We start from the raw sequence: 25,195 nt of genomic DNA on the forward strand, positions 1-25,195 counted from the left end.
GGCTCCGGGCTCCGGGCTCCGGGTTCCGGGCTCCGGGCTCGGGGCTCAGGTCTTCGGCGGATCGCGGGTAATACGAATCTCCCTTCGCCCCCACAGCCGGGTCACCACTTCGGTGCGGACATCCAGCGTCGTGCTCAACGCGCTCAACACCTTGCCGATGTCGTCGACGGGGAACGAGCCGGACACGCGTACGCCGCCAAGCGCCGGGTCGCACGACAGCGCGTCGCGGCTGTAGCGCCCCAGTTCGGCGATGAAATCGTCCAGCCGCATGCTGCGGGCAACGATGAAGCCTTCGGCCCAGGTCGCGCCGGTTGTTCCGGCCGCGGCGGGGGCGGTGATGCTGTCCGCGGTATAGCTGGCGCGATAGCCGGCGGGCAGCACGATCGAGCGGCCGGCATTGCCATTGGGGCGGATTTCGACCTTCCCCTCGAACACGCTGACGTCGGTATCGTCGCCGCGCTGGCGCACCACATACCGCGTCCCCAGCGCCTGCGCGGTGCCCTGCGCCGTTTCGACCAGAAAGGGCCGCGGCGTCGGCGCGTCGTCCTTCGCGGTGGCAATCAGGATCTCGCCGGCCAGCAGCTTCACGCGCCGTTCGGCCGGGCCGAAGTCGATGTCGACCGCGCTGGCGGTGTTCAGCCAGAGCTGCGTGCCGTCCGCCAGCATCAGCGAGCGGCGCTCGCCCACGGCGGTGCGATAGTCCGCGGCCCATTGGCGCCACGGCGAATGGTCGCGCGCGGTCCACGCCAATCCCCCGGCGAACAGCGAGACCGCCAGCACCTTGATCGCCCGCCGGCGTTTGGGGGAACGGGGCGGGGCGAGGGCGGCGCGCGCAATCTCGGAGGTCAGCGGCGACGCCAGCGGCTGCAGCCTGCCCCTGACCGATTCGATCCGCTGCCAGGCCCGCTCGTGGTCGGGATGCGCGGCACGCCAGCGCCGCCATGCGTCGACGACCTCGGGCGCGACGCCTTCTCCCTGCGATCCCTGCGATCCCTGCGAGCCCTGCAGTTCCAGCAGCCATTCGAGCGCGCGCTCGGCCACGTCCGGTGGAATGGCGGCGGCATCGACGGTGGCTTGGTACCAGGAGGAGGTCAAGGCGATGTCATCCCACGAAGGAGAGGTCGGCGAAGAAGCATCGCTGCAGCGCCTTGACGATATAGCGCTTGACCGTCGGGATCGAAATGCCAAGCGTGCCGGCGACCTGGGCATGGGTCAGGCCATCGAGCTGCGACAGCAGGAAGGCCTCCTTGACGATCGTCGGCAAACCATCGAGCAGGCAGTCGAGCTCGAACAGCGTCTCGAGCAGGATCGCCCGCTCCTCCGGCGACAGCTCGACGGGGCAGGGCGTCTGCGCGAGGGCTTCCAGATAGGCGCGTTCGAGCTTTTCCCGGCGCCAGTGGTTGGACACCAGCCGCTGTGCGACGGTGGTCAGGTAGGCGCGCGGCTCGTCCAGCCGGTTCGGCACGCGCTCGCTGTTGAGCAGCCGGACGAAGGTGTCGTGGGCCAGGTCGCCGGCCTGCTCCGCGCTGCCCAGACGCCGATGCAGCCATCCCTTGAGCCATAGATGGTGGTCGCAATACAGCGACTCGATGCTCGAAGGTTGAAGGCAGCCCGGCGTACTCATGTTCCAGCAGGTGGATCCGCTCGGCTGCCGCTCCGGTGGGGCGGAGGCCGGCATGCCGAAGCAGAATGCGAAAGGATGTAAATAGTAATCATTATTAATAACAGAGTTAAACAAAATCTGTCAAGGCGGGCGGGACAGCGAAGGCGGCTGCCACATTTCTGCCATGCCGCCGCCACAGTCGCCCTCGACAATGTTCGGCTTCTCCCCCCAGCAAAGGAGCAGACCCGTGTCCCCACTCCGATTCACGTTGTCCAGGCTGGCGGCCCTGGCGACGGTTGCCGTGCTGGCTGCCTGCGGTTCCGATGACGACGGCGGCGGCAACCCGGGGCCGGGCGGGCCATCGGGCGCGGTCGCGCCCGGCACCAAGGCCACGCTCGCCTTGCTGGAAACCGCCGATCTGCACAGCAACGTGCGCAGCTACGACTATTTCAAGCTGGCCGAAGACCAGACCATGGGCTTCGAGCGCGTATCCACGCTGATCAAGCAGGCGCGCGCGGAATTCCCCAACACGCTGCTGCTGGACAACGGCGACACCATCCAGGGGACCGCACTGGCCGACTACCAGGCCCAGGTCAATCCGCTGCCCTGCAGCGACACGCTGGCGATGTACAAGGTGATGAACGCCGCGAAGTTCGATGGCGGCGGCATCGGCAACCACGAGTTCAATTACGGTCTGCCGTTCCTGAATCAGGTCACCGGCAGCCGCTTCGATGTCGACGGTCTGCCCGAGCCGGCCGCGCAGACCGCCTGCGCCGGGCCGACGTTCCCGCAGGTGCTGGCCAATGTCTACAGCGTCAAGACCAAGGCCCCGCTGTTCCAGCCCTATACGATCATCACCAAACAGCTGAGCGCCGCCACGCCCGACGGCAAGACGGTCACCGCGCCGGTCAAAATCGGCATCATCGGCTTCGCGCCGCCGGCCATCATGACGTGGGACAAGCGCTGGCTCGACGGCAAGGTCTACACGGTAGGCGCCAGGGAAGCCGCCGAGCAATACATCCCGGAAATGCGCGCGAAAGGCGCCGACCTGGTGGTGGTGATCTCGCACGGCGGCCTGGATGGCTCGCCTTACTCGCCGACCATGGAGAACGCCAGCTGGCATCTGTCCAGGGTGCCGGGCGTCGACGCCATGCTGATCGGGCATTCGCACCAGATCTTCCCCGACGCCAACAGCACCGCGGCGCAGTTCGATCTGCCCGGCGTCGACAAGGCCAAGGGTCTGGTCAATGGCGTGCCGACGGTGATGGCCAATTACTGGGGCAAGCACCTGGGCGTCATCAAGCTGGAGCTGGCCCATGACGGCACCCGCTGGACGGTCGACAAGACGGCGACCACCGTGCAGGCGCGCTCGATCCAGAAGGCGGACAAGGCCTATGTCGAGGCCGACCCCAGCGTCGCCGCCGCGATCGAGGCCGAGCACCAGGCCACCATCGCCTACGTCAAGACGCCGATCGGCACCACCGATTACCGCATGAGCAGCTACTTCGCCGATGTGGGCGATCCCGGCGCGATCCAGATCGTCAATCAGGCGCAGGCCGCCTACGTCAAGGACTACATCGCGGCCAACCTGCCGGATCTGGCCGCGCTGCCGGTGCTGTCGGTGTCGGCGCCGTTCAAGAGCGGGTTTGGCGGGGGCAGCGACTACACCGATGTGCAGGCCGGCAATGTCGCGATCAACAACGCGGCCGATCTCTATCTGTATCCCAACACGGTCTACGCGGTGAAGGTCAACGGCGACGAACTGAAGGCCTGGCTCGAAACGGCGGCCCGGCGCTTCAACCAGATCAGCACCACGGCCGCCACGGAACAGCAGCTGATCGGCAGCTTCCCGGGCTACAACTTCGACATGTTCACCACCCCGGACCTGCGCTACGAAATCGACGTGACGCAGCCCGTCGGCAGCCGCATCAGGAACCTGACCTATCTCGGCGCGCCGGTGACTGCGAGCCAGCAGTTCATCGTCGCGACCAACAACTATCGGGCCAGCGGCGGCGGCAACTTCCCGGGCCTCGACGGCAGCAAGACGGTCTATGCCTCGCCCGATGCCAACCGCGACGTGCTGATCTCCTACATCAAGAAGATCGGCACCATCACGCGCGCCGCCAACGGTTCGGCGCGCAGCTGGCGCTTCACCAAGGTGGCGACCGCCGGCAAGGTGGTGTTCAGTTCCGCGCCGGGACAGTTGCCGCAAGCGCAGGCGGCCGGCTTGACCAATATCACGCTGGAGAGCGCCGACGACGGCTCCGGCAAGAACCTGTCCAAATATGCGATCGATCTCAACAGCTGATTCGCTCGCGACGGGCAAGCCGTTCGCCTGGCGCCGCCTGCATCCGATGCCGGTGATCGCAACGGCGGCGGTCCTGCTGGCCGCGGCCTGCGTCGGCGGTGCAGCGGTCTGGCGCCATCAGGTTGCACATCAGGACGAAGCCCGCCGCACGCAGCTCGTCCAATGGCAGACGCTGGCCACGGCGGCCGGGGACCCGGCCGCGCTCGCTGCGCTGCACGCCGCGGCAGAGCGCGGCGAGGTAGCCGCGCAGACCGCGCTGGGGGAAACGCTGTGGTCGCGCCCTGACGCGGCCCAGCGCGAACAGGCCCGTGCGTGGCTGCATCGTGCGGCGGAGAAGGGCGATGCGCGTGCCCATTTCGTGCTCGGCAAGGCCGCTTTCCTCGGCAGTCCGACCGACCTCGGCGGGGCTCGCCTCGCCGGCGCTGCCGTGCTGCAGAAGCCCGACTACGCCGCGGCATGGCGGCATCTGCCGGTTGCCGCGCAGGCCGGCCATGTCGGTGCCGCCTACTACCTCGGCTTGCTGCATCGCGGCGGTTACGGCGCCGAGCCGAACCCGGTCGACGCGGCGCGCTGGTTCACGGTGGCGGCCGAGGGCGGGGTGCCGCAGGCCATGTTCATGCTGGCCAATGCCTATCGCGACGGCAGTGGTGTGGCGCGCGACGAAGCAAAGGCGGTGGCATGGTACGAGGCGGCCGCCGAACGCGAGCATCCCGAATCGATCCAGGCGCTGGCGATGGCCTACCGCGATGGCGAACTGGGGCTGGATCGGGACGAACGCAACTTCCGCTTCCATCTGGTCGAGACGGCGCACGCGCTCAAGCATCCGGCGCTGAAGCCCTGACCGGCAGGCGCGGGGTGCCGGGCCGGGATCGCGGCGGTGCTATCCCCGGCCCACCGCCGGCATCGCCCTGCATTTGAGCAGCACACGCGACAGCGCCTGGATATTCGCCTCGCCGGCATCCTTGCGCCAGATCAGCCGCGTGACCATGCGGCCCGATTTGGCGGGCAGCGGATGAAGGCTCAGGCGGGCCCGCTCGCTATAGATGCCGACGATGCTGCGCGGGACCAGCGCGACGCCCATGCCGACCGCCACGCAGCCGAGGATCAGGTGGTAGGAGCCGACTTCGACGACGCGCCGCGGCGTGGTCCGCGAGCGGGCGAACCAGTCCTCCAGGCACCGGCGATGCGGACAGCCGCGCGGAAACGCCAGGATCGTCTTCGAGGGAATGTCTCTGGGCGACGCAATGAGCGGATGGTCGGCCGCGGCAACGATGACCAGCTCCTCCTCGTAGATCGGCATCGCGTTCAAGCGCTTGTCCGACACCGGATCGGTGGTCAGCGCCGCGTCGAGCCTGCCGCGGATGACCAGCTCGGCCAGCTCCGCCGGGTCGCCGGAAGACAGTTCCAGCGCCACGTCCGGATACATCTCGTGGAACAGGCCGAGCGGCTGGGGCAGGCGCACCGCCGCCGTGCTTTCCATCGCGCCGAGCCGCAGCGCACCGCTGGGCCGATCGTTGCGGGTCGCCTCGGCCGCTTCGTCGGCCAGATCGAGCAGCCGCTCCGCATAGTCCATCAGCACCTTGCCCGCCGGCGACAGTTCCAGCTTGCGTCCATCGCGGCGGAACAGCGTCACGCCGAGCTTCTCCTCCAGCTGCTGGATGCGGACGGTGATGCTCGATTGCGCCCGATGCAGGGATTCCGCCGCCTTGTTGATCCCGCCCGCCTGCACGACGGCGGCGAACGTCTTCAGGTCCGACAATTCCAGCATATCGATTTCTCCGAATGATCCGTTCTGGACAATTCATTTTACGCGATGGAGGGACACCCCTACAGTGTCGGTAAAGGACTTGCGCTCGCGGCTGGCGCAAGACGCTTCAACCTGTCGACGAGGCTTGCCCGCATGACCCTATCGCGTCCCGGAATCCCGAACGGCATGGCCGCGGCCGTGGCCGGCGTTTCCGCCAATGTCATCTTTGGCGCATCGTCGCTGTACTGGCGCCTGCTGGCCAGCATCGCGCCGACCACCCTGGTCAGCTACCGCATCCTGATTTCACTGGCCACGCTGCTGGCCATCCTGTGGCTGACGGGGCGGTTGCGCGCACTGCGCAACAAGCTCGCGCCACGCGTCCTCGCCCTGCATGTGGCCGCGTCGTCCCTGGTGGTGGTGAACTGGGGCATCTTCATCTGGAGTTCGATTCACGGCCATGTCGTCGAAACCGGTCTGGGTTATCTGACGGCGCCGTGCATCTCGATCGCGGTCGGGCTGATCGTCTTTCGCGAGAAGGTGGACAAGGTCGTCGCAGCGGCGCTGCTGGTGATCGCGGCGGCGATCGCGCTGCTGCTATTGCGCAGCGGCGAACTGCACCACGGGCTGTATCTGGCGGCTGCGATCAGCTGGGGCGGCTATGCGTGCCTGAAGAAGTTCACGCCGCTGGACGCGGTCAGCGGCCTGCTGATGGAGACCGTGTTCCTGACGATCGGCTGCGGACTGGCCCTGATGTTCTCGGACATGACGCTGGCCTTGCCGGCCGACATGTCGACGCTGCATCTGGCCGCGCTGGCCATGGCCGGGCTGGTGTCCGCGATCCCGCTGATGTTGTTCTCGTATGCGGCCAACCATCTGTCGCTGTCGATGAGCGGCCTGCTGCAGTTCGTTCTGCCTACCACGCAGTTCGTGGTCGCGACGTTGGTCTACCGGCAGCCGGTGTCGGCCAATACGGTGACCGCGCTCGCGCTGATCTGGCTGGCGCTGATGGCGATCGTGATCAGGCCGCTGCTGTCACCACGCGGCCGGGCGAGCGCGGGGCGCCTGCGATAGGCGTTGCCGGGTGGGCGCCCCGATTGTCCAGTTCCGACTTCTACTTCTGATAGTCGGGGACGACGAAGCCCGCAAAGCGCTGCTGCGTCACGGCCTTGAACGAGGCCGAACGGTAGGCGTCCCGGATATCGGCAACGAAGGGCTTGTTCAGGTCGCGCGTTTTGACGGCGACAAGGTTCATGTAGTAGTCGGGGATCTTTTCCAGCGCCAGCGCCGACGTCAGCTTCAGGCCGGAGGCCAGCGCGAAATTGCCATTGACGAAGGCATAGTCGACATCGTCGAGCGAGCGGGGCAGTTGGGCGGCTTCGAGCTGCACCAGCTTCAGCCTGTGCGGATTGCCGGCAATGTCCCGTTCCGAGGCGCGCACGGCGTCCGTGCCGGGCTTGAGCGTGACCCAGCGGATCTGCTGCAGGATCGCGATGGCCCGCGCCAGATTGGTCGGGTCGTTCGGCAGCGAGACGGTGGCGCCCGGTTTCACCTCGCTCAGCGCCTTGTGCTTGCGGCTGTAAATGCCGATCGGCGCCGTCGGCACCTGCACCACCTCCGACAACTGCAGCTTGCGGTCGGTCGAGAACGTCTTCAGGTAGACCGAATGCTGGAAGGCATTGGCATCGAGCGCGCCATCGGCGAGCGCCAGGTTCGGCTGCACGTAGTCGCTGAATTCGACGATCGTCACCTTGTAGCCCTGCTTTTCCAGGACCGGCTTGATGCCGTAGCGGATCTGGTCGGCATAGGGGCCGGCGGTCGCACCGAAGCGGATTTCCTTCTTGTCAGGGTCCGCCGCGCTGACGGACTGCATGGCGCCGAAGGCCAGCAGCAGGGTGGCCAGTATCCGGACTCGGCTTGCGACTCGCATCGAATTCTCCCGTTGGTTCTCGTTTCTGTTCCGGCGCGGCGCCGATGCGCCGCGCAACTTGCCGGCCCATTGTAGGAACGGGCGAGACGGGAGCGAAGCTGCAAATTGTCATGCGCATATGCGGCAAAGGCATATGCGCGGCGGCGGATCCGATTCGGGGGCGGCTTACCGCGCCATCACCTTGTCCGGCGTCATCGGCGTCGTCCGCAGGCGCCTGCCGGTGGCATGGAAGATCGCGTTGCTGATGGCGGCCGCCACGCCGACGATGCCGATCTCGCCGACGCCCTTGGCGCCAATGCGGCTGACGATGCGATCGTCCTCTTCGATGAAGACGACATCGATATCGCGGATGTCGGCGTTGGCCGCAACGTGGTATTCGGCGATGTCATGGTTCATGAAGCGGCCCAGCGCATGGTCGGCATGGGTCTCCTCGTGCAGCGCCTGGCTGATGCCCCAGACCACGCCGCCGATCACCTGGCTGCGCGCGGTCAGCGGATTGACGATGCGGCCGGCCGCCACCGCGCTGACCACGCGCATCACCCGCACCAGGCCCAGCGCCTCGTCGACGCGCACCTCGCAGAACACCGCGGAATGCACCGCGCGCACGGTTTTCTTCTGTTCGGCCAGGTTGGGCACCAGCAAGTACCGCACGCCCAGCTGCGCCTTGCCCTGGGACGACAGCAGCGCCGTCAGCGGCATGGCCACGGCGGGATCGGCGCGCAGGCAGATCGTGCCGTCCCGAAACGCCACCTGTTCGAAGCCGCAGCCCTGGAAGCCGCTGTTGCGCAGGCCCCGGGCCAGTCGCCACAGCTGGCGCTGCAGCCGCTCGCAGGCGCCATCGACGGCCGAGCCGACCGTTGCCACATGCGAGGAGCCGCCTTCGATCGGGGCGAACGGCAACTCCGAATCGCCCAGCCGGAACACCACGCGGTCGAGCGGCAGGCCCATCGCCGACGCGGCGATCTGCGTCATCACGGTATAGGTGCCGGTGCCGATGTCGCTGGCCGCGCTGGCGACTTCCAGCGTGCCGTCCGCATGCAGCGTGGCGCTGGCGCGCGCGGCCATCTGCATCGCGTCCCAGGTGCCGGTGGCCATGCCCCAGCCGATCAGTTCATGGCCGTCCCGCATCGAACGCGGCTGCAGCGGCCGCCTGTCCCAGCCGAAGCGCCGGGCCCCTTCGTCGTAGCATTCGCGCAGCGACTTGGTGGAGAAGGGCAGGCCCTTGTTGCCGTCGCGCTCGGCGTAGTTGGCCAGCCGCAGCGCCAGGGGGTCCATGCCGACCGCGTACGACAGCTCGTCCATCGCGACCTCGAGCGCATGCACCCCGTGGGCCGCGCCGGGAGCGCGCATGTCCATCGGCGTGTAATGGTCCAGATCGACCAGCCGGTATTCCAGCCGCACGCTCTCGCTCGCGTAGAGCTGGCCGGACCAGTTCGCCACTACCTCGACATAGTCCTCGTGCCGCGAGGTCTCGGCCGCGACCTCGTGGATGACGGCCTTCAGCCGGCCGTCGGTGTCCGCGGCGAGCCGGACGCGCTGCCAGGTCTCCGGGCGATGCCCGAAGGTGAACATCTGCTGGCGCGTCAACACCACGCGCACCGAACGCTGCAGCTTGAGCGCCGCCATCACGGCGATCAGCAGCTGATATTGGGGACGCAGGCCCGACCCGAAGGCGCCGCCGACGAACTGGTTGCGTACCACCACCTTGCGCCTGGGCAGGCCGAACACGCGCGACACCATCCATCGGCAGTTCTGCGAGCCCTGGGTCTTGTCGTGGATCAGCAGATGGCCGCGGCTGTCGCGGATCACGGTGCTGGCGTGCATCTCCATCGGGTTGTGGTGCTCGACCCCGGCGTAATACTCGGCATCGATCTTGAACGGCGCGGCCTCGAAGGCCGCGTCGGCGTCGCCCTTGGGCTTGGGCGGCGGCGAATAGCCGGCTTTCAGCGATGAGGGCTCGTGGCTGTGCTGCCGATTCGCCAACAGATCGGTCTCGTGCGGCGCGGCGTCGTACTCCACCTGCACCAGCATCGCGGCGTAGCGCGCCAGCTCGAAGGTCTCGGCGACGACCAGCGCCACCGGCTGGCCGCTGTAGTGGATCTCGTCGTCATACAGCGGCCGGAACGGCGAGCCGGCCGGGGCCGTCATGTCCTTGTAGAACAGCCGCAGCGACCGGACCTTGGGGCGGTTTTGATGCGTGATCACGTCGAGCACGCCCGGCACCGCCAAGGCCCGGCTTGCATCGATCGACACGATGCGGCCTCGCGCAACGGTGCTGTTGACCACCACGCCATAGGCCAGGTCCGGCGCCGGATGCTCGGCCGCATAGCGCGCGTGGCCGGTTACCTTGGCGACGCCGTCGACGCGGGGCGTCGGCGTGCCGATCGCACATTGGCCGGAGCCGGGCACCGCCACCGGCTGCTGATTCTCGTCGATCGGTTCGAGCACGGTCTTGGTCATGCCAGTGTCTCCTCGCGGTACGCATCCTGACCGGTGTTGGTCAGGATGCCGGCCGCCGCCATTTCCAGGGCGCGCACGATGGCGCGCTCGGCCAGTGGGATCTTGAAGCCGTTGTTGGGGCCGGCTTCCGGCAGGCTTTCCGGCAGCGCCGGACCGCCCCAGGCGCGCGCTTCGCGCAGCACGAAGCGGGCCGCTTCGGCGAACGCTTCGGGGGCCGCCGGCTTGCCGGCCAGCAGGCCCTCGGCCTCGGTGTCGCGCCAGGGCTTGTGGGCAACGCCGCCCAGCGCCAAACGGGCGGAGCGGATACGGCCATCGGGCCCGAGATCGAGCGCCGCCGCCACCGACACCAGCGCAAAGGCGTACGAGGCGCGCTCCCGTACCTTCAGATAACAGCTGTGGGCGGCGAAGGCCTCGGCCGGCGGCAGCGACAGGTGCGTGATGATCTCGTCCGGCGCCAGCGTGGTATCGACATCGGGCCGGTCCCCGGGCAGGCGATGGAATTCGCCGAACGGAATCTCGCGCGTGCCGTTCACCGATTCGACATGGACCGTCGCGTCCAGCGCGGCCAGCGCCACGCACATGTCGGAAGGGTGCGTGGCAATGCAGTGCTCGCTGGCGCCGAGGATGGCGTGCTGGCGCGCCAGCCCGGTTGCGGCCGGGCAGCCGGTGCCCGGCGCGCGCTTGTTGCACGGCACGCCAGCATCGTAGAAGTAGTAGCAGCGCGTGCGCTGCAGCAGATTGCCGCCGTTGGTTGCCATATTGCGGATCTGCGGCGAGGCCCCGGCCAGGATGGCGGCGCGCAGCAACGGATAGCGCTCGCGCACCAGCGGGTGCTCGGCGGTGTCGGCATTGCGCGCCATGGCGCCCAGATGCAGGCTGCCGTCGGGCTGGGCCTCGATCTCGGCCAGCGGCAGCAACCCGAGGTCGACCAGCGCAATGGGCCGCATCACGTTGACCTTCATCAGGTCGACCAGATTGGTGCCGCCGGCCAGGCAACGTCCAGTGGCATTGCCGGATGCGTCCTCGCTGGCCTGATGCAGCAGCGCAAGCGCCGCGGGCACGGTATCGGCGCGTTCATAGCGGAACGGGTTCATGGCGTCGGCTCCGAGGGCTGCGATGGCTGCGATGGCTCCGATGCGGGCGTTGCGGCAGCGGTGGCCTCGTGGCGTTCGCCTCTGCCTGCCGCTTCGCCTGGCTGCGCGCCTCGGCCATCCAGCACGACGCGCGACACGGCCTCGACGATCTGCGGATACGCGCCGCAGCGGCACAGATTGCCGCTCATCCGTTCGCGGATCTCCGGCACGTTGCGCGGCGGCGTTTCGTTCATCAGCCCGGCGGCCGAGCACAGCTGGCCGGGCGTGCAATAGCCGCACTGGAAGGCATCGCATTCGATGAAGGCCTGCTGCAGCGGATGCAGGCCGCGCTCGTCGCCGGACAGGCGGGCCAGTCCTTCGACGGTCGTGATGTCGGCCTGGTCGTAGGCCACGGCGAGCGCCAGGCAGGCGTTGATGCGGCGGCCGTCCGCAAGAATCGTGCAGGCGCCGCACTGGCCATGGTCGCAACCCTTCTTGGTACCGGTCAGGTCCAGCTGCTCGCGCAGCAGGTCAAGCAGCGTGACCCACGGCTCGACGTGCAGCGTGTAGTCGGCGCCGTTGATGCGAAGCCGGACCGGCAGGCGCGGCGGCAGGGTGCGGGGCGCCGTCGGTTCCGGGGAGCCGGTGATCGGTTTGGGCTCGGGTGCCAGCATGTCGGTCCTCCATGGTTCGCCATCAGGGCCCCGGCCGAAGCGGAGCACTCTGGGCGCCCACGCAAAGGCTGCGCCAATGCGGCGGCAGCGGTTCGAAGCCGCCGGGGCGGCACCAGATCGGAGAAAACGTGCGTCGTGCTACATCCGCGAGCGGCATGCGGGCCCGAGCGTACGGCGCCGCGATGCAATCTTGACCATAGCGGCTGGTAAAAAGCGCCAAGGGCAAGAGGGCGGCGCCGCGCGCCAGTCGCATATCGACATGCGAACTGGTTCGTTCCGCCGCACGCCTGGCCCCATTACCCTTGACGTCCATTCAGGATGGCCATGCCATGCCCGGCCCCGACAACCATGCAGCAGACAGACCAGATCATTCATTGGGTGCTCGACAGCCTCGAACTCGAGACGACGGTATTTCACGTCGGCCAGTATTGCGGCAGCTGGCGGGCATCCATCGCGGGGCGCTCGCGCGCCGGCTATCACGTGGTGCTGCATGGCGATTGCTGGCTGCACGTGCAGGGCACGGACTCGCCGGTGCACCTGCGTGCCGGCGATGCGGTGTTCTTTCTGCGCGACGTGCCGCATCATCTCGGCTCCGCGGCGCATGCCGATGCCTGCCGGCCCGGCTCGGCCATGCAGCGGCTCGGCGACCCGGAGCCCGGCGCCACCGGGCTCGCATGCGGCTTCTTCGCGTTCCGTAGCGGCCTGGCCGAAACCCTGCTCGCACCGCTGCCGGACTATGTCGTGCTGCCGGCCGCGGACAGCGCTTGCCATGCCGCGCATCGGCTGTTCGACCTGATCCATGCGGAAGCTCGCCTGAGCGAGGCGGCGCCTTCGCCGTTGCTGGTACGGCTGGTGGAACTGCTGTTCTTCTACGTGATTCGCGACATGGCGAAATCGGACAGCGTAGCGACCGGCCTGTGGCCGGTGCTGCGCAGCGCCGAGTTCTCGCCGCTGGTGCTGGCCCTGATCGCGCATCCGGAAAGACCGTGGTCGCTCGATCGGATGGCGAGCCAGGTTCACATGTCGCGGGCGACCTTCTGCAAGCGCTTTGCGGCGGCCTGCGGTCAATCGCCGGCCGCCTTCCTGCTGGTCCTGCGGATGAAGATCGCTTGCCGGCTGTTCGATGAGCGCGCGAGCATCGCGCAGGTGGCGGAGCGCGTGGGCTATCGCTCCGAAGCGGCGTTCGCCAAGGCGTTCAAGAAGGCCACCGGCATGCAGCCCGGGGCATGGCGGCGCCGTGCGGAAGCCCCCGCGCATGCCGCTTGAGGGACGGCCGGCCCGGATCGAGACGAAACAGCAGCAAATATCGACGGACGCGCATGGCGCGCCAACGTCTCGCACCGCAGACTTGCAGCATGTTCGATTGATGCCTGTCCTGCCATGAGCCGACTTCCCCTGCAGACCCTCGACACCGCACCGGCGGCGAGCCGTCCCTTCGTCGAGCGCGCGATTGCCAACAACGGCTATCTGCCGAATCTGATCGCCGCGCTGTCGAATGCACCGGCCGCGCTCGAGACCTATCTGACCGTATCGGAGATCAACAGCCGCAGCTCGCTGACGCTGGCCGAGCGCGAGGTAGTGCAGCTCACCGCGGCATCCACGCATGGGTGCGCATTCTGCGTGGCCGGGCATACAGCGGTCGCGCTCAAGAAGGCGAAGCTCTCCCCCGAGCAGGTCGAAGCGCTGCGCAGCCGGTCGCAGGTTGGCGACGGCCGGCTCGATGCACTCGCGGCGTTCACGCGGGCCGTGATCCGCGATCGTGGCGCGGTTGCCGACTCGGCGCTGCAGGACTTCGTGGCGGCCGGGTTCGACCCCGCCCAGGCGCTGGACGTGGTGTTGGGCGTGAGTTTGGCCACGCTGTGCAACTTCGCCAACAACCTGGCGCAGTCCCCGCTGAATCCCGAGCTCGAGCCGTACCGCTGGTCGCCTGCCACGCTCTGACCGGTAGAGACGCTTTGCCCATGACCATTTCCCGCGCGCATTCCTGCCGCCCTCCATCCACGCCCGGCTCCGTGCTTGCGCCCGCCGTCGCCGCCTGGCTGGACGCACACGCCGCCGCGCTCGACGAGGGCGGGCCGCAGGGCGCCATGGCCGGCGGCCAGCTGCTCTCCCGGTTGGCCGCCTGCGGTTTGTTCCGCACCGGCGTACCGGTCGAGCAGGGGGGCAATGGCGGCCCCACGTCGGACGCCATTCGCGCCGTGGCCGACGTGGCCGCGCATTCGCAAGCGGCCGCCTTCGTGCTGTGGGCACAGCGGGTATGCATCGAATATCTGCTGGTGTCGCCCAACCGCGCACTGCGCGCGGCCTGGCTGCCGGCGCTGCTGGAGGGAAGCGTGGCCGGCGCCACTGGGCTGTCCAATGCGATGAAGTTCCTGGGCGGCATCGAGTCGCTGCAGGTGCGCATTGCCAGCAGGAGCGACGGCTACGCCGTCGATGGCGTCGTGCCATGGGCGACCAATCTCGTGCCGGGCAATTTCATCGTCGCGGTTGCGGTCGAGCATGCCGAAGCCGGGCGGCCGGCCGTGCTGGCAATGCCGGCCAATGCGACCGGCGTGCAGCGCAGCGGCGATCTGGATTTGATCGGCCTGCGTGGCACCCATACGGCTGCCTTGCGTTTCGATGGCGCCGTGTCCGACCCGGCGTGGCTGCTGCACGACGACGCCCACGACTATTTGCCGCGCGTGCGGCCGGCATTCCTGGGCATGCAGTGCGGCCTGTCGCTGGGACTGGCGCGCGCCAGCCTGCGGGCGGCACGGTCTCGTGAAGGCGCCGGACGTTCGGTGCTGGCCGCGGATATCGACGCGCTCGATACGCGGCTGCAGCAGGCGTCGGAGGCGTTGCTGGCCGGCGTCGACGACGGCTCGTTCCTGGCAGCACCGCGCCGGCTGTTTGCGTTGCGCATCGAACTGGTCGAGATCGCGACACAGGCCGTGCAGCTCGAAGTGCAGGCGCGCGGCGGCGCCGGCTATCTGAACGGCCGGCACGACGGCCTGCCGCGCCGTTGGCGCGAGGCGGCCTTTCTGCCGATCGTCACGCCCAGCCTGGTGCAGCTGCGCACCGAACTGGCTCGGGCCGAGCGGAACGCGGCATGACGGCTCCGGTGCTGCGTGCGCACGATGTGGCGCTGGCCTATGGCGGCCGCGCCGGTCGGGCGGTGTTCGAACACGTCGATCTGGCGCTGCACGCCGGCGAGGTCGTGTCCGTGGTCGGCCCGAGCGGTGCCGGCAAGTCGAGTCTGCTGCGAGTACTGGCCGGGCTTCAGCCCGCCGCCGCGGGCGTGGTGGAGATGAATGGGCGGCCATTGCGCGGCGTCGATCCGGGCATCGCCGTGGCGTTCCAGGATCCGTGCCTGCTGCCATGGCTGTCGGTCGGCCAGAACGCGGCCTTCGGACTCGATTTCCGGCGGCAACCCGCACGCAGCCGCGCAGAACGGCGGGCGCTCGTTCGGCGGACCCTCGAAGCGGTGGGGCTCGCCCACGCGCGCCATCTGTACCCCGCGCAGTTGTCCGGCGGCATGGCGCAGCGCGTGGCCCTGGCGCGCTGCATGGCCCGGCAGCCCAAGGTGCTGCTGCTCGATGAACCGTTCGGCGCGCTCGATGAGGTCACCCGCGCGGACATGCAGGCGTTGTTGCGCGGCATCGTGCAAACGCACCGGCCGGCGACGCTGCTGATCACGCACGATCTCGACGAGGCCCTGCTGTTGTCGGACCGCATCGTACTGTTGGGAGGCCGGGCAGGCACGACGGCGACGATCGCGCACGTGTGGCGACTGGACCGGTCATTGGGGCAGGAACCGGACCTCGACGCCGTTGACCGCATGCGCGTCGACATCGTTCGGCACCTCCGCCAGCTTTCCGGTCGACGCGCGCCCGGCGCGGCGACTGCTCTCCATCCCGATACCGACGAGGAATGCCATGTGCCAGTTACCGATGTCGCGGCGTGAATGGCTCAAGCTGTCCGCGCTGTTCACGGCGGGCGGTGCGCTGCCGCTGCTGAGCGCGCTGAACGCGCGCGCGGCCCAGGAGCCCGATGCGCCAGTGCGGATCGGCTATCTGCCGATCACCGATGCCACGCCGCTGCTGGTGGCGCACCGCAATGGCTACTTCGAACAGCAGGGCATTCGCGCGGAAAAGCCCACGTTGCTGCGCAGCTGGGCACAACTGGTCGAGGCGTTCATATCCGGCCAGGTCAACGTGGTGCATCTTCTGTCGCCGATGACCGTCTGGGCACGCTTCGGCAGCCAGGTGCCGGCCAAGGTCGTGGCCTGGAATCACGTCGGCGGATCTGGCCTGACGGTGGCGCCGCAGGTCAATACGCTGCGCGACCTCGGCGGCAAGACCGTCGCCATCCCGTTCTGGTACTCGATTCATAACGTCGTGCTGCAGGCGATGCTGAAGCAGGCGGGGCTGACACCGGTTGCGCGCAAGAGCGGGGCCATTGCGGCGCAGGAGGTCAACCTGGTCGTCATGGCGCCATCCGACATGCCGCCCGCGCTGGCATCGCGGCAGATCGAGGGCTATATCGTCGCCGAGCCGTTCAACGCGGCGGCCGAAACGCTGGGTATCGGCAAGATCCTGCGCTTTACCGGCGACGTCTGGCGCAACCATGCCTGCTGCGTGGTGTTCATGCACCAGCAGGATCTGGATCGGCGGCCCGACTGGTCGCAGAAGGTCGTCAATGCCGTGGTCAAGGCGCAGCGTTGGACGCAGGACCATCGCGCCGAGGCGGCGCAGCTGCTGTCCAAGGATGGCCCGAACCGCTATACGCCGCATTCGCTGGAGGCGCTGCGCAAGGTGCTGGCGCCCGATCCGTCGGAGCGCGGCCGCTATCTCGCCAGCGGTGCCATTCGCCATGCTGCCTGGAACGACAGGCGCATCGATTTCCAGCCGTATCCGTACCCGAGCTACACCGAGGAGCTGGTGCGCCGGCTCAAGGGCACGCTGATCGAAGGCAACAGCGGCTTCCTGGCATCGCTCGATCCGCAGCGCGCGGCGCGCGAACTCGTCGACGACCGCTTCGTGCGCAACAGCATCGCGGCGGTCGGCGGCCTGAAGGCATTCGGCATCGCGGATGGATTTACCCGGCAGGAAGAGATTGTCGCGTGACCGCCCGGGGAATGAGACAACGCGCGGCCGCCGTGCCGCTGGCCTTTACCGGCCTGGCCGTGCTCGGAGCGGTGTGGTGGGCGGCCACGGCAGAGGGCGGCGTTCTGGCCCAGCGATTCACCCCACAGGCGACGCTGGCCAGTCTGGCGCTGCTGCTGCAGCAGCCGGACTTCCTGCTTCATCTGTGGGTCAGCCTGCGGCGCGTGCTGGCGGCGCTCGGCATGGCGCTGATCGCCGGCGTACCGATGGGCTTGCTGGTGGGCGCGGCGCGGCCGGTCGATACCGCCTTGTCGCCGGCATTCCAGTTCCTGCGGATGATTTCGCCGCTGTCGTGGATGCCCGTGGTGGTGATGGTCTTCGGCGTGGGCGATCGCTCGGTGCTGTTTCTGCTGGCCTTTGCCGGGGTGTGGCCGATCGTGCTGAACACGGCCGCAGGCGTTCGCTCGCTCGATGCGCGCTGGCTGATGCTGGCGCGCAGCCTCGCTGCGACACCCACCGAAATGCTGATGCGGGTGATCCTGCCCGGCGTGGTCGGCCACGCCCTCACGGGGCTGCGCCTGGCGATCGGCGTGGTGTGGATCGTGCTGGTACCGGCGGAGATGCTCGGCGTCAATGCGGGCCTGGGCTATTTCATCCTCGACACGCGGGACCGTCTGGCGTACTCCGAGCTGCTGGCCACCGTGATCGTGATCGGCGCCGTGGGCACGCTGCTCGATAGTGCCGCACGGCGCCTTCTTCGCTGGTGGAGCCCCGGTTAGAAGGCCGGCAGGATCGCTCCCTTGAACTGCCTGGCGAGGAAGTCGCGAACCTCCTGCGACTGGTACGAGGCGACCAGGTCCTTGACCCACGGCTTGTTGCGGTCCTGCGCGCGGACGGCAATCAGGTTGGCGTAGGGGCCCTTGAGGTCCTCGATCGCGATCGCATCGCGCGTCGGCGTGAGGCCGGCCTTGACCGCATAGTCGGTATTGATGGCGGCGGCCGCCAGATCGTCGAGCGAGCGCGGCAGGATCGCCGAATCGAGTTCGACGATCTTCAGCTTCTTCGGATTCGATGCGATGTCGAGCGGCGTGGCGTTCTTGCCGTTCTCGCCGGCGCCCGGCTTCAGCGTCAGCACGCCTTGCGACTGCAGCAGCTTCAGCGCGCGATTGCCGTTCGACGGATCGTTCTGGATGCCGACCTTCGCGCCCTCCGGCAGCTCCTTCAGCGACTTGAACTTGCGCGAGTAGAAGCCCATCGGCGCCACGTAGGTCAGGCCGACATTGACGATCTTGTAGCGGCGCGCCTGGATCTGGCTGTCCAGGAACGGCTGGTGCTGGAAGCCGTTGGCGTCGAGGTCGCCGGCGTCCAGCGCGGCGTTCGGCTGCGCATAGTCGTTGAATTCGATGATCTTGATGTCCAGACCTTTGCGCTTGGCGACGGTGCGCACCACCTCCCAGATCTGCGCGTCCGGGCCGCTCATGGTGCCGAGCCGGATGGTCTGGTCGGCAGCGAAGGCGGGGACGGTGGTGCCGGTGCCGATGGCGGCGATGGCGGTGGCGGCGATCAGCCTGAACAGGTGACGGCGTTGCATGACGAATCCTTGTTCCAGTTCCCTTTATTGTTGATGGGCATGTCGCGGCCGGAAACGATGCGGGCCGGCAGGCTCCGCAACGTCGGCCGCGCCCGATGCCGCATGGACAGCCGGCTCATTGTAGGGAGCGCGGCTTGAGGAACGAAGTAGAGAATCGTCATGCGCATATGCGGGCAAGGCATATGGCGAGCGCAGCGGAGATGGCCGTCGCGTCTGCGCTTTGCGGCCTCACTTCAACTGCTGAACCCGGATCATGTTCCCGGCGGGATCCCGCACGCCGAAATCGCGCACGCCATACGGCTGGTCGGTCGGCTCCTGGACGATCTCGACGTCCAGCGCCTGCAGACGCTGAAAGACACCATCCAGGTCCCTCGCTCCCAACAGCAGCATCGCGAAGGTCCCCTTGGCCATCATCTCGGCGATGGTGCGCTTCTCCTGGTCCGTGACGCCCGGCGTGGCGTTGGGCGGGTACAGCACGATGGAGGTCTCCGGCTTGCCCTTCGGGCCCACGGTGATCCAGCGATGGTCGCCGAAGGCGACGTCCTTGCGGACCTCGAAATCGAGCGCGTCGCGATAGAACGCCAGCGAGACCTCCGGATCGGAATGGGGCAGGAAGGTCGAGTGAATGGTGATGTCCAAGTTCAGTCTCCGTGGTGGGCAAACAGGCGCCGGCCGCCGCCCTCGCGGCGTGGTCCGAAGCCATGGCGGGCAGTCTAGACGGGCTCCTTCGCCTGCGCTTCTCGATTCCTGATCGGTCGCGTCACCTGCCTGGCGATGCAGGACGGGATGCCCTCCGCCTCGCCCGCGCAATCGCGCCGGTAAATGCTGGGCGGGACGCCGACCAGTTCGGCGAAGCGCGTGCTGAAGGTGCCCAGCGACGAGCAGCCGACCGCGAAGCAGACTTCGGTCACGCTTAGATCGCCGCGGCGCAGCAACGCCATCGCCCGCTCGATACGGCGGGTCATCAGGTAGGAATAGACGGACTCTCCGTACGCCAGTCGGAACTGTCGGCTCAAATGGCCTGCCGACATGTGGACGCCCCGGGCGAGCGCCTCGACGTCGAGCGGCTCGGCGTAGTCGCGATCGATGCGGTCGCGCACGCGACGCAGGCGGGCGAGGTCACGGAGGGCGGGGTCTGGGGTGGCGGCGGGCATCGGGCTATCGTGCCATGCTGGGCTCGCATGCTCAACCCGGCGTGGGCCGGATGCTCGCGCGCCCGGATTGGCGCGCAAGCGCCGATCGCCCACACTTCAGGCATCAACGCGATCGGAGTCGGACATGGCCAAGCCAGCTGCAGTCGGATCGTTGCACCGCCGATTGAGCCTTTCTCTGGGCGGTCTCGCGCTGCTGGTGGGCTTTCTTGGCGCGTTCGGCGCCTGGATCGTCGTCCATCAACTGGCCAGCGAGTTCAACGAGGACTTGCGGCAGGCTGCTGCCGCCATTCGCCCGGCGCCGCCCGTCATGCCGGCGCCGTCCCGCGGCAAGGCTGCGCCGGCGCCTCCGCCTGTGCTGGTGCAGACCTGGGGGCCCGAAGACGGCGTCCGCCCGGGACACACCAACGCGCCCTGGGTCATGCTTCCACGGGCTCAACCCGGCTTTTCCGACGTGGAGGCGCACGGCGCCGTTTGGGACGTGTTTGCGCTGCAGGCCGGCGATGCCTACGTGCAGATCGCGCAGCAGCGATCGGTTCGCCAGGCCAATGCGTGGCGGGTGGCGACATGGGCCGCAATTCCCGTCATCGTGCTGTTGCCGGTGCTGGTGTGGGCGATCCGGGTCGGCGTCAGGGAGGCGCTGCGGCCATTGAGCGTCATTGGCGAGCGTGTGGCCCAGGCCGACCTCAATCATCTGGAGCCGGTGGATACCAGCACCGCGCCGGAGGAACTGCGTCCCTTTCTCGAATCGGTCAACCGGATGATGGTCCGGCTGTCCGGGTTGATCCATACCGAGCGCACCTTTATCGCGAACGCCGCGCATGAGTTGCGTTCGCCGCTGACCGCCCTCCAATTGCAGGTCGAGAATCTGGTCCATGCGCCGCGCGACAATGTCGACGAGCAGCTGGAAGAGCTGCGCCGCGGCATTCGGCGCACCGGGGCCCTGATCACCCGCTTGCTCGAACTGGCGCGCGCGGAAATCGGCACGCCCCGTGCTCCGGACAATGTGGCGGTGGCCGATGTCGTTACCGATGTCGTGACCGACTTGCTGCCGCTCGCCGTCGATCGAGGCGTCGACCTGGGTGTGGAGCGGCTCGACAACGTGCAGCTCGCCGCAACCGAGACGGATCTGCGCATGCTGATCAAGAACCTGGTGGACAATGCCATCCGCTATGGGGGCCGGGGAGGGCGGGTAGACCTGAGCGTGCGCCGCGACGGCGGCGATGTCGTGATCGAAGTGGCCGACACCGGCCCGGGCATTCCCGAGGCCGCCCGAACGCGCGTGTTCGAGCGCTTCTATCGCGGCGGCGCGACCGACGAAGAGGGCAGTGGCCTGGGACTTGCCATCGTGCAGACGATTGCGGGCAACCTAGGCGGTCGCATCGATCTGAAGGGGCGAGCGGATGGCCGAACCGGGCTCGTAGCGAGGGTGGTATTGCCGCTGCGGACCCGGTCTGCGGCATGACGATGCGGGGCCGCTATCACCTGCGCGCGTTCGTACCGGAAGGCACCGGCCGATACCGTGTTGCCAGCCTTTCACGGAACGGATGGGCGATAAGGCAGGCACACCAACATGGCACGCGGACGAGGTCGCCGCGCTATGCCGGCAGAAGTCCAGCGTTTCGATAGCTCTCGATCAACGCGTCATAGACCGAGATATCGGCGCGGCTTCTGGCAATCAGCTGAGCGCCCGCGATGGCCGCGTAGATCGCACGCGCTCGCCATTCGCTTTCTTCGGAAGTCACCACGCCGGCTTCGACAAGAACCTTGCTCAGCCACGCGATATTGACGTCGGCAAAGGCTTTGACTTCCGTCTTCACCACCTCGGGAAGATCGTCCGATTCGGCGGCCATGAAGCTGCACAGACAAATGCGATTGCCGCGCTCGAGCGCCTTGCGAAACAGCTCGGGATAGCGATGCAGGCATTGAAGCGGATCCCGCGAATCGGCTAGCAAGGCATCCAGAGCGGCCGCTGTGTCCTGCCAATAACGCCTCGCTACCGCCGCGCCAAGATCCGCCTTGCTATCGAAGTGGTGGTAAATGCTGGCGGCCTTGATGCCGACCGCTGCCGCCAGATCGCGGAAATTCAGGCCGCTGTAGCCGTGCGCCTGCGCAATGCCGGTGGCGGCCGCCAGGATTCGCTCCCTGGAGCCGGGCATCTGGCTTGCGCTCTGGTCTTTTGTCATGGCTCGGCCTCGATCCACGGAATCCACGGAGTGCGTCTTGACGCCTCGGATTATACCCTCTATGGTTAACCTAACGATCGTTAGGTAGATAGATGCTCGGATGTTGTTCGACCCTCCGATCGCACGTGCAATCCACCGTGGAGAATGGAATAGTGCCTCCCCATATCGGCAACCCCAACGCGGCTCACATGCCCTCCATGAAGGTCTACGACTTCCCGACAGGGCCGTATCCGACGCGGGTCCGAATCGCCCTGGCCGAAAAAAGCCTTCAATCGCGCGTCGAATTCGTGATGGTCGACCTATACAAGGGCGAGCACAAAACGCCCGAATTCATTGCCGGCAAGAACTACTCGGGCACGCTGCCGGTGCTCGAACTCGACGACGGTACCTGCATTGCCGAATGCACCGCCATCACCGAATACCTGGACGCGCTCGATGGCGATCCCATCCTGACGGGCAGGACACCGCGGGAAAAGGGCGTGATCCACATGATGAACAAGCGCGCCGAATTGGAACTGCTTGACGCCATCAGTCTCTATTTCCATCACGGCACGCCCGGTCTGGGACCGAATGTCGAAAGCTATCAAAACGCGGAATGGGGCTTGCGCCAGCGCGACAAAGCACTGCTGGGCATGCATTACTTCGACTCGGTGTTGAAGCAACGGCCCTTTGTTGCCGGCGAGACCTTCTCGATGGCCGATATCGCGGTGATCGGCGGTTTGATCTTTGCCGCGATCGTCAAGCTGCCGGTGCCTGGCGAGTGCGGGGCTCTGCAGGCCTGGTACGCAAGAATGCTGCAGCGCCAGAGCGTAAAAAACCAGCCGGCGTTCGCCGCCCTGTCCACCGTGTCGGCTTGAATGCCGGCTCCATGGTCGCGGAGGGCTGGGCTCGCACCTGCCGCGAGAGTGTGCGACAGTGGCGGAGCCCGACAACGGCATCCGTTTCATCCGATCGATCCGGTTCTGCAATGTGGACGGCTGGCGTTGTATGCACGGCATTGAATGGCAGATTCCAACGCTCCAGGAGACACGACATGCTGAGCAAGAACACGATCTGTTTGTGGTACGACAAGGACGCGCTCGAGGCCGCGACCTTCTATGCGGAAACCTTTCCCGACAGCGCGGTCGGCGCCATCCATCACGCACCGGGCGACTATCCGACAGGCAAGCAGGGCGACGTCCTGATGGTCGAGTTCACCGTCATCGGCATTCCTTGCCTCGGCCTGAACGGCGGCCCGAATGTCGAACACAACGAGGCATTCTCGTTTCTGGTTTCCACGGACGACCAGGCCGAAACCGACCGCTTGTGGAACGCGATCGTCGGCAATGGCGGACAGGAAGTCGAATGCGGCTGGTGCCGGGACCGATGGGGAGTGTCATGGCAGATCAGCCCGCGCGCCCTGACTGACGCGGTAACCGGACCTGACCGCGCGGCGGCCAAGCGTGTATTCGACGCGATGATGTCCATGAAGAAGATCGACATCGCGGCGATCGAGGCGGCACGGCGCGGCGGGCACAACGCTTGATGTCGACGGTGCCGCCCGCCGGCGTCAACACCGCCGGTCCAGATGTTGTCACCATGCCGATCCCAGCCGCTGCCCCGCACGCCGAATCCGTCGCCGTCCTGTCCGGTAACGAACCGCTCTTCATCGTATTCAACGGCGGCTCCGGCAATGACAACGCGGCCGAGACCCGCAGCAAGATCGAGGCACGGCTGAGCGAGGCCGGGCGCGCCTATACCATCTTCACGGTGGAGCGGCCCAGACAATTGCCGCAGATCGCCGAGATGGCCGTCGAACGCGCAAGGCAGGCCAACGGCGTCGTGGTGGCAGCGGGCGGCGACGGTACCTTGAACGCCGTTGCCGCCGCCGTCTTGCCGACGGGGCTGCCCTTTGGCATCTTGCCCCGCGGCACCTTCAATTACTTTGGCCGGACCTACGGCATCTCGCGCGAAACCGAAGAGGCCGTGGCAAGTTTGCTCGATGCCCGCATCGAACCGGTGCAAGTGGGTCTGCTGGATGGGCGGCCATTTCTGGTCAATGCCAGTCTTGGGCTGTACCCGCAGCTGCTGGAAGACCGCGAGGTCTACAAAAAGATGCTCGGCCGGCGGCGCTGGGTGGCGCTGCTGTCGGCGCTCGTCACGCTGGCTCGCGCACCGGCGCAGCTGACGCTCGAGCTGCTGTCCCACGGCCAACAGCAGGTACTCCGTACACCGACGCTCGTGGTGGGCAATAACAGCTTGCAGCTGGAGCAGATCGGCATACCCGAAGTCGCCCATCTCGAAGACAACCGCTTGGTGGCAATGCTGGCCAAGCCGGTCGGCACGCTCGCGCTGTATGGTTTGCTGTTGATGGGAGCGATCGGCCGGCTGGGCGATACCTCCCGGGTCATCAGCTTCAGCTTCGAAACGCTGACGGTGCGCGTACGCGGACGCCGGCGCATCAAGGTGGCGATGGATGGCGAGATTCACTGGGCCCGCACGCCTCTGCACTTTGCTGTCTCGCCGAAGCGTCTGCAACTGCTGATTCCACGAGACAAGAGCCGGTTGGACCGTTCATGAGAGTAAGCCGCGTCTTGCACCTGTCCGATACGCATTTTGGTACCGAGGTAGCGCCGGTCGTCGATGCCGTGCTGGAGTTGGCGCGCAGCCTGGTGCCGGATGTCGTCGTTCTCTCGGGCGATATTACCCAGCGAGCAAGACGGGGCCAATTTGCCGCGGCCCGCGCGTTTCTCTCCAGGCTTGGGCTGCCGACGCTGGCGATACCGGGCAATCACGATATTCCGCTGTTCAATGTCGCGGCTCGGATCTTGAATCCGTATGGCGGCTACCGTCGCGCGATCGGTATGGCGCTCGAGCCGGTCTTCAGCAATGACCGTGTCCTTGCCATCGGCGTGAACACCACCAGACCGTCGCGACACAAGAACGGGGAAGTCTCGCGCGAGCAGATCGATCGCGTCTGTGCGCAGCTGCGCCAGGCCCATCCGCACCAGCTGCGTATCGTCGTGGTGCATCAACCGGTGCGCGCGGTCGTCGAGTCGGATACGCGGAATCTGTTGATCGGGCGTGAATCGGCTGTCCCGGCGTGGGTCGATGCCGGCATGGACATTGTGCTGGGCGGGCATATCCACCTTCCGTATGTCGCGCCGCTGCCGACCCGCTCGGCGCGTCGCGCCTGGGCGGTGCAGGCCGGCACCGCGGTCTCGCACCGGGTGCGCGGATCCATTCCGAATTCCGTCAATGTCATCGAACACCATGCCGAAGACGGGCAGGTCAGCTGTCGCGTTCAGCGCTGGGATTACGACGCAGGCGGCAAGGCTTTCGCCGTCGTGGACAACGCGGTGCTCGAACTGAGCCGATAGCGAGCCGGCGTCGGCAAGGTGGCGAAGGAATC

At 67.2% G+C, this 25,195-nt stretch carries 26 protein-coding genes; 14 read left to right on the forward strand and 12 right to left on the reverse strand.

Annotation, left to right across the window (positions count from 1 at the left end):
- Positions 1-45: 45 nt before the first annotated feature.
- Together J5T34_RS20535 and J5T34_RS20540 are read right to left on the reverse strand one after the other, a co-directional pair.
- Positions 46-1,095: a FecR domain-containing protein gene (locus tag J5T34_RS20535; protein ID WP_208582499.1), complete on the reverse strand. Its 1,050-nt coding sequence runs from the start codon at positions 1,093-1,095 to the stop codon at positions 46-48.
- A gap of 7 nt (positions 1,096-1,102) precedes the next feature.
- Positions 1,103-1,624 (reverse strand): sigma-70 family RNA polymerase sigma factor, encoded by a 522-nt coding sequence (locus tag J5T34_RS20540; RefSeq protein WP_208582501.1) that lies wholly within the window; start codon positions 1,622-1,624, stop codon positions 1,103-1,105.
- Between the two features lie 190 nt (positions 1,625-1,814).
- Between J5T34_RS20540 and J5T34_RS20545 the strand changes: the two genes are divergently transcribed.
- Together J5T34_RS20545 and J5T34_RS20550 are read left to right on the forward strand one after the other, a co-directional pair.
- Positions 1,815-3,911, forward strand: coding sequence for a bifunctional 2',3'-cyclic-nucleotide 2'-phosphodiesterase/3'-nucleotidase (locus J5T34_RS20545; protein ID WP_208582504.1), 2,097 nt, complete (start codon positions 1,815-1,817; stop codon positions 3,909-3,911).
- Positions 3,889-4,752: a tetratricopeptide repeat protein gene (locus J5T34_RS20550; RefSeq protein ID WP_208582506.1), complete on the forward strand. Its 864-nt coding sequence runs from the start codon at positions 3,889-3,891 to the stop codon at positions 4,750-4,752. The genes J5T34_RS20545 and J5T34_RS20550 overlap by 23 nt, the downstream gene beginning before the upstream one ends.
- A gap of 39 nt (positions 4,753-4,791) precedes the next feature.
- Here the strand turns inward: J5T34_RS20550 and J5T34_RS20555 are convergent, their stop codons facing one another.
- Positions 4,792-5,679, reverse strand: a complete 888-nt coding sequence (locus J5T34_RS20555; protein ID WP_208582508.1) for a LysR family transcriptional regulator — start codon at positions 5,677-5,679, stop codon at positions 4,792-4,794.
- Between the two features lie 132 nt (positions 5,680-5,811).
- Here J5T34_RS20555 and J5T34_RS20560 point away from each other — a divergent pair, with 132 nt between their 5' ends.
- Positions 5,812-6,729, forward strand: a complete 918-nt coding sequence (locus J5T34_RS20560; RefSeq protein ID WP_208582510.1) for an EamA family transporter — start codon at positions 5,812-5,814, stop codon at positions 6,727-6,729.
- A gap of 40 nt (positions 6,730-6,769) precedes the next feature.
- On the opposite strand, the gene J5T34_RS20565 is transcribed toward J5T34_RS20560, so the two are convergent.
- From J5T34_RS20565 to J5T34_RS20580, 4 genes are all read right to left on the reverse strand, one after another.
- Complete coding sequence (locus J5T34_RS20565; RefSeq protein WP_432207692.1) at positions 6,770-7,528, reverse strand: MetQ/NlpA family ABC transporter substrate-binding protein; 759 nt, start codon at positions 7,526-7,528, stop codon at positions 6,770-6,772.
- Between the two features lie 222 nt (positions 7,529-7,750).
- A complete protein-coding gene (locus tag J5T34_RS20570; RefSeq protein WP_208582514.1) occupies positions 7,751-10,045 on the reverse strand; it encodes a xanthine dehydrogenase family protein molybdopterin-binding subunit in 2,295 nt (764 codons plus the stop codon).
- The gene (locus J5T34_RS20575) at positions 10,042-11,139 is read right to left on the reverse strand and encodes an FAD binding domain-containing protein (RefSeq protein WP_208582516.1); all 1,098 of its coding nucleotides are present in this window, start codon (positions 11,137-11,139) and stop codon (positions 10,042-10,044) included. The genes J5T34_RS20570 and J5T34_RS20575 overlap by 4 nt, the downstream gene beginning before the upstream one ends.
- Positions 11,136-11,792, reverse strand: a complete 657-nt coding sequence (locus J5T34_RS20580; RefSeq protein WP_244259108.1) for a (2Fe-2S)-binding protein — start codon at positions 11,790-11,792, stop codon at positions 11,136-11,138. Before J5T34_RS20580 ends, J5T34_RS20575 begins: the two co-directional genes overlap by 4 nt.
- A 348-nt stretch (positions 11,793-12,140) precedes the next feature.
- Between J5T34_RS20580 and J5T34_RS20585 the strand changes: the two genes are divergently transcribed.
- From J5T34_RS20585 to J5T34_RS20610, 6 genes are all read left to right on the forward strand, one after another.
- Positions 12,141-13,058 (forward strand): AraC family transcriptional regulator, encoded by a 918-nt coding sequence (locus J5T34_RS20585; RefSeq protein ID WP_208582518.1) that lies wholly within the window; start codon positions 12,141-12,143, stop codon positions 13,056-13,058.
- A gap of 114 nt (positions 13,059-13,172) precedes the next feature.
- Complete coding sequence (locus J5T34_RS20590; RefSeq protein WP_208582520.1) at positions 13,173-13,733, forward strand: carboxymuconolactone decarboxylase family protein; 561 nt, start codon at positions 13,173-13,175, stop codon at positions 13,731-13,733.
- A gap of 20 nt (positions 13,734-13,753) precedes the next feature.
- Positions 13,754-14,884 carry an acyl-CoA dehydrogenase family protein gene (locus J5T34_RS20595; protein WP_208582522.1) on the forward strand — a complete coding sequence of 377 codons (1,131 nt, stop codon included), beginning with the start codon at positions 13,754-13,756 and terminating at the stop codon, positions 14,882-14,884.
- Positions 14,881-15,735, forward strand: a complete 855-nt coding sequence (locus tag J5T34_RS20600) for an ABC transporter ATP-binding protein (RefSeq protein WP_208582524.1) — start codon at positions 14,881-14,883, stop codon at positions 15,733-15,735. Before J5T34_RS20595 ends, J5T34_RS20600 begins: the two co-directional genes overlap by 4 nt.
- Positions 15,707-16,897: an ABC transporter substrate-binding protein gene (locus tag J5T34_RS20605; RefSeq protein WP_208582526.1), complete on the forward strand. Its 1,191-nt coding sequence runs from the start codon at positions 15,707-15,709 to the stop codon at positions 16,895-16,897. Before J5T34_RS20600 ends, J5T34_RS20605 begins: the two co-directional genes overlap by 29 nt.
- 11 nt (positions 16,898-16,908) lie before the next feature.
- On the forward strand, positions 16,909-17,655 hold the full coding sequence (locus tag J5T34_RS20610; RefSeq protein WP_208582528.1) for an ABC transporter permease: 747 nt from the start codon (positions 16,909-16,911) through the stop codon (positions 17,653-17,655).
- On the opposite strand, the gene J5T34_RS20615 is transcribed toward J5T34_RS20610, so the two are convergent.
- From J5T34_RS20615 to J5T34_RS20630, 4 genes are all read right to left on the reverse strand, one after another.
- Positions 17,652-18,467, reverse strand: a complete 816-nt coding sequence (locus tag J5T34_RS20615) for a MetQ/NlpA family ABC transporter substrate-binding protein (RefSeq protein WP_208582530.1) — start codon at positions 18,465-18,467, stop codon at positions 17,652-17,654. The genes J5T34_RS20610 and J5T34_RS20615 overlap by 4 nt on opposite strands.
- Positions 18,440-18,628, reverse strand: a complete 189-nt coding sequence (locus tag J5T34_RS20620) for a hypothetical protein (RefSeq protein ID WP_208582532.1) — start codon at positions 18,626-18,628, stop codon at positions 18,440-18,442. The genes J5T34_RS20615 and J5T34_RS20620 overlap by 28 nt, the downstream gene beginning before the upstream one ends.
- A gap of 67 nt (positions 18,629-18,695) precedes the next feature.
- Positions 18,696-19,106, reverse strand: a complete 411-nt coding sequence (locus J5T34_RS20625) for a VOC family protein (protein ID WP_208582534.1) — start codon at positions 19,104-19,106, stop codon at positions 18,696-18,698.
- Between the two features lie 74 nt (positions 19,107-19,180).
- The gene (locus J5T34_RS20630) at positions 19,181-19,621 is read right to left on the reverse strand and encodes a helix-turn-helix transcriptional regulator (RefSeq protein WP_208582536.1); all 441 of its coding nucleotides are present in this window, start codon (positions 19,619-19,621) and stop codon (positions 19,181-19,183) included.
- 124 nt (positions 19,622-19,745) lie between these two features.
- Here J5T34_RS20630 and J5T34_RS20635 point away from each other — a divergent pair, with 124 nt between their 5' ends.
- Entirely contained in the window at positions 19,746-21,083 is a 1,338-nt protein-coding gene (locus J5T34_RS20635; RefSeq protein WP_208582538.1) for a sensor histidine kinase, read from the forward strand.
- Positions 21,084-21,216: 133 nt separating this feature from the next.
- Here J5T34_RS20635 and J5T34_RS20640 read toward each other — a convergent pair whose 3' ends face one another.
- Positions 21,217-21,804 carry a TetR/AcrR family transcriptional regulator gene (locus tag J5T34_RS20640; protein ID WP_208582540.1) on the reverse strand — a complete coding sequence of 196 codons (588 nt, stop codon included), beginning with the start codon at positions 21,802-21,804 and terminating at the stop codon, positions 21,217-21,219.
- 197 nt (positions 21,805-22,001) lie between these two features.
- On the opposite strand from J5T34_RS20640, the gene J5T34_RS20645 reads away from it, so the two are divergent.
- The 4 genes from J5T34_RS20645 (at position 22,002) to J5T34_RS20660 (ending at position 25,163) form a co-directional block, all read left to right on the forward strand.
- Positions 22,002-22,661 (forward strand): glutathione S-transferase, encoded by a 660-nt coding sequence (locus J5T34_RS20645; RefSeq protein ID WP_208582542.1) that lies wholly within the window; start codon positions 22,002-22,004, stop codon positions 22,659-22,661.
- 176 nt (positions 22,662-22,837) lie between these two features.
- On the forward strand, positions 22,838-23,329 hold the full coding sequence (locus J5T34_RS20650) for a VOC family protein (RefSeq protein ID WP_208582544.1): 492 nt from the start codon (positions 22,838-22,840) through the stop codon (positions 23,327-23,329).
- A gap of 53 nt (positions 23,330-23,382) precedes the next feature.
- On the forward strand, positions 23,383-24,363 hold the full coding sequence (locus tag J5T34_RS20655; protein ID WP_208582617.1) for a diacylglycerol/lipid kinase family protein: 981 nt from the start codon (positions 23,383-23,385) through the stop codon (positions 24,361-24,363).
- Positions 24,360-25,163 (forward strand): metallophosphoesterase family protein, encoded by an 804-nt coding sequence (locus J5T34_RS20660; RefSeq protein WP_208582546.1) that lies wholly within the window; start codon positions 24,360-24,362, stop codon positions 25,161-25,163. Before J5T34_RS20655 ends, J5T34_RS20660 begins: the two co-directional genes overlap by 4 nt.
- Positions 25,164-25,195: the final 32 nt, after the last annotated feature.

Source organism: Cupriavidus gilardii (assembly GCF_017598945.1).
Lineage (GTDB): Bacteria > Pseudomonadota > Gammaproteobacteria > Burkholderiales > Burkholderiaceae > Cupriavidus > Cupriavidus gilardii_E.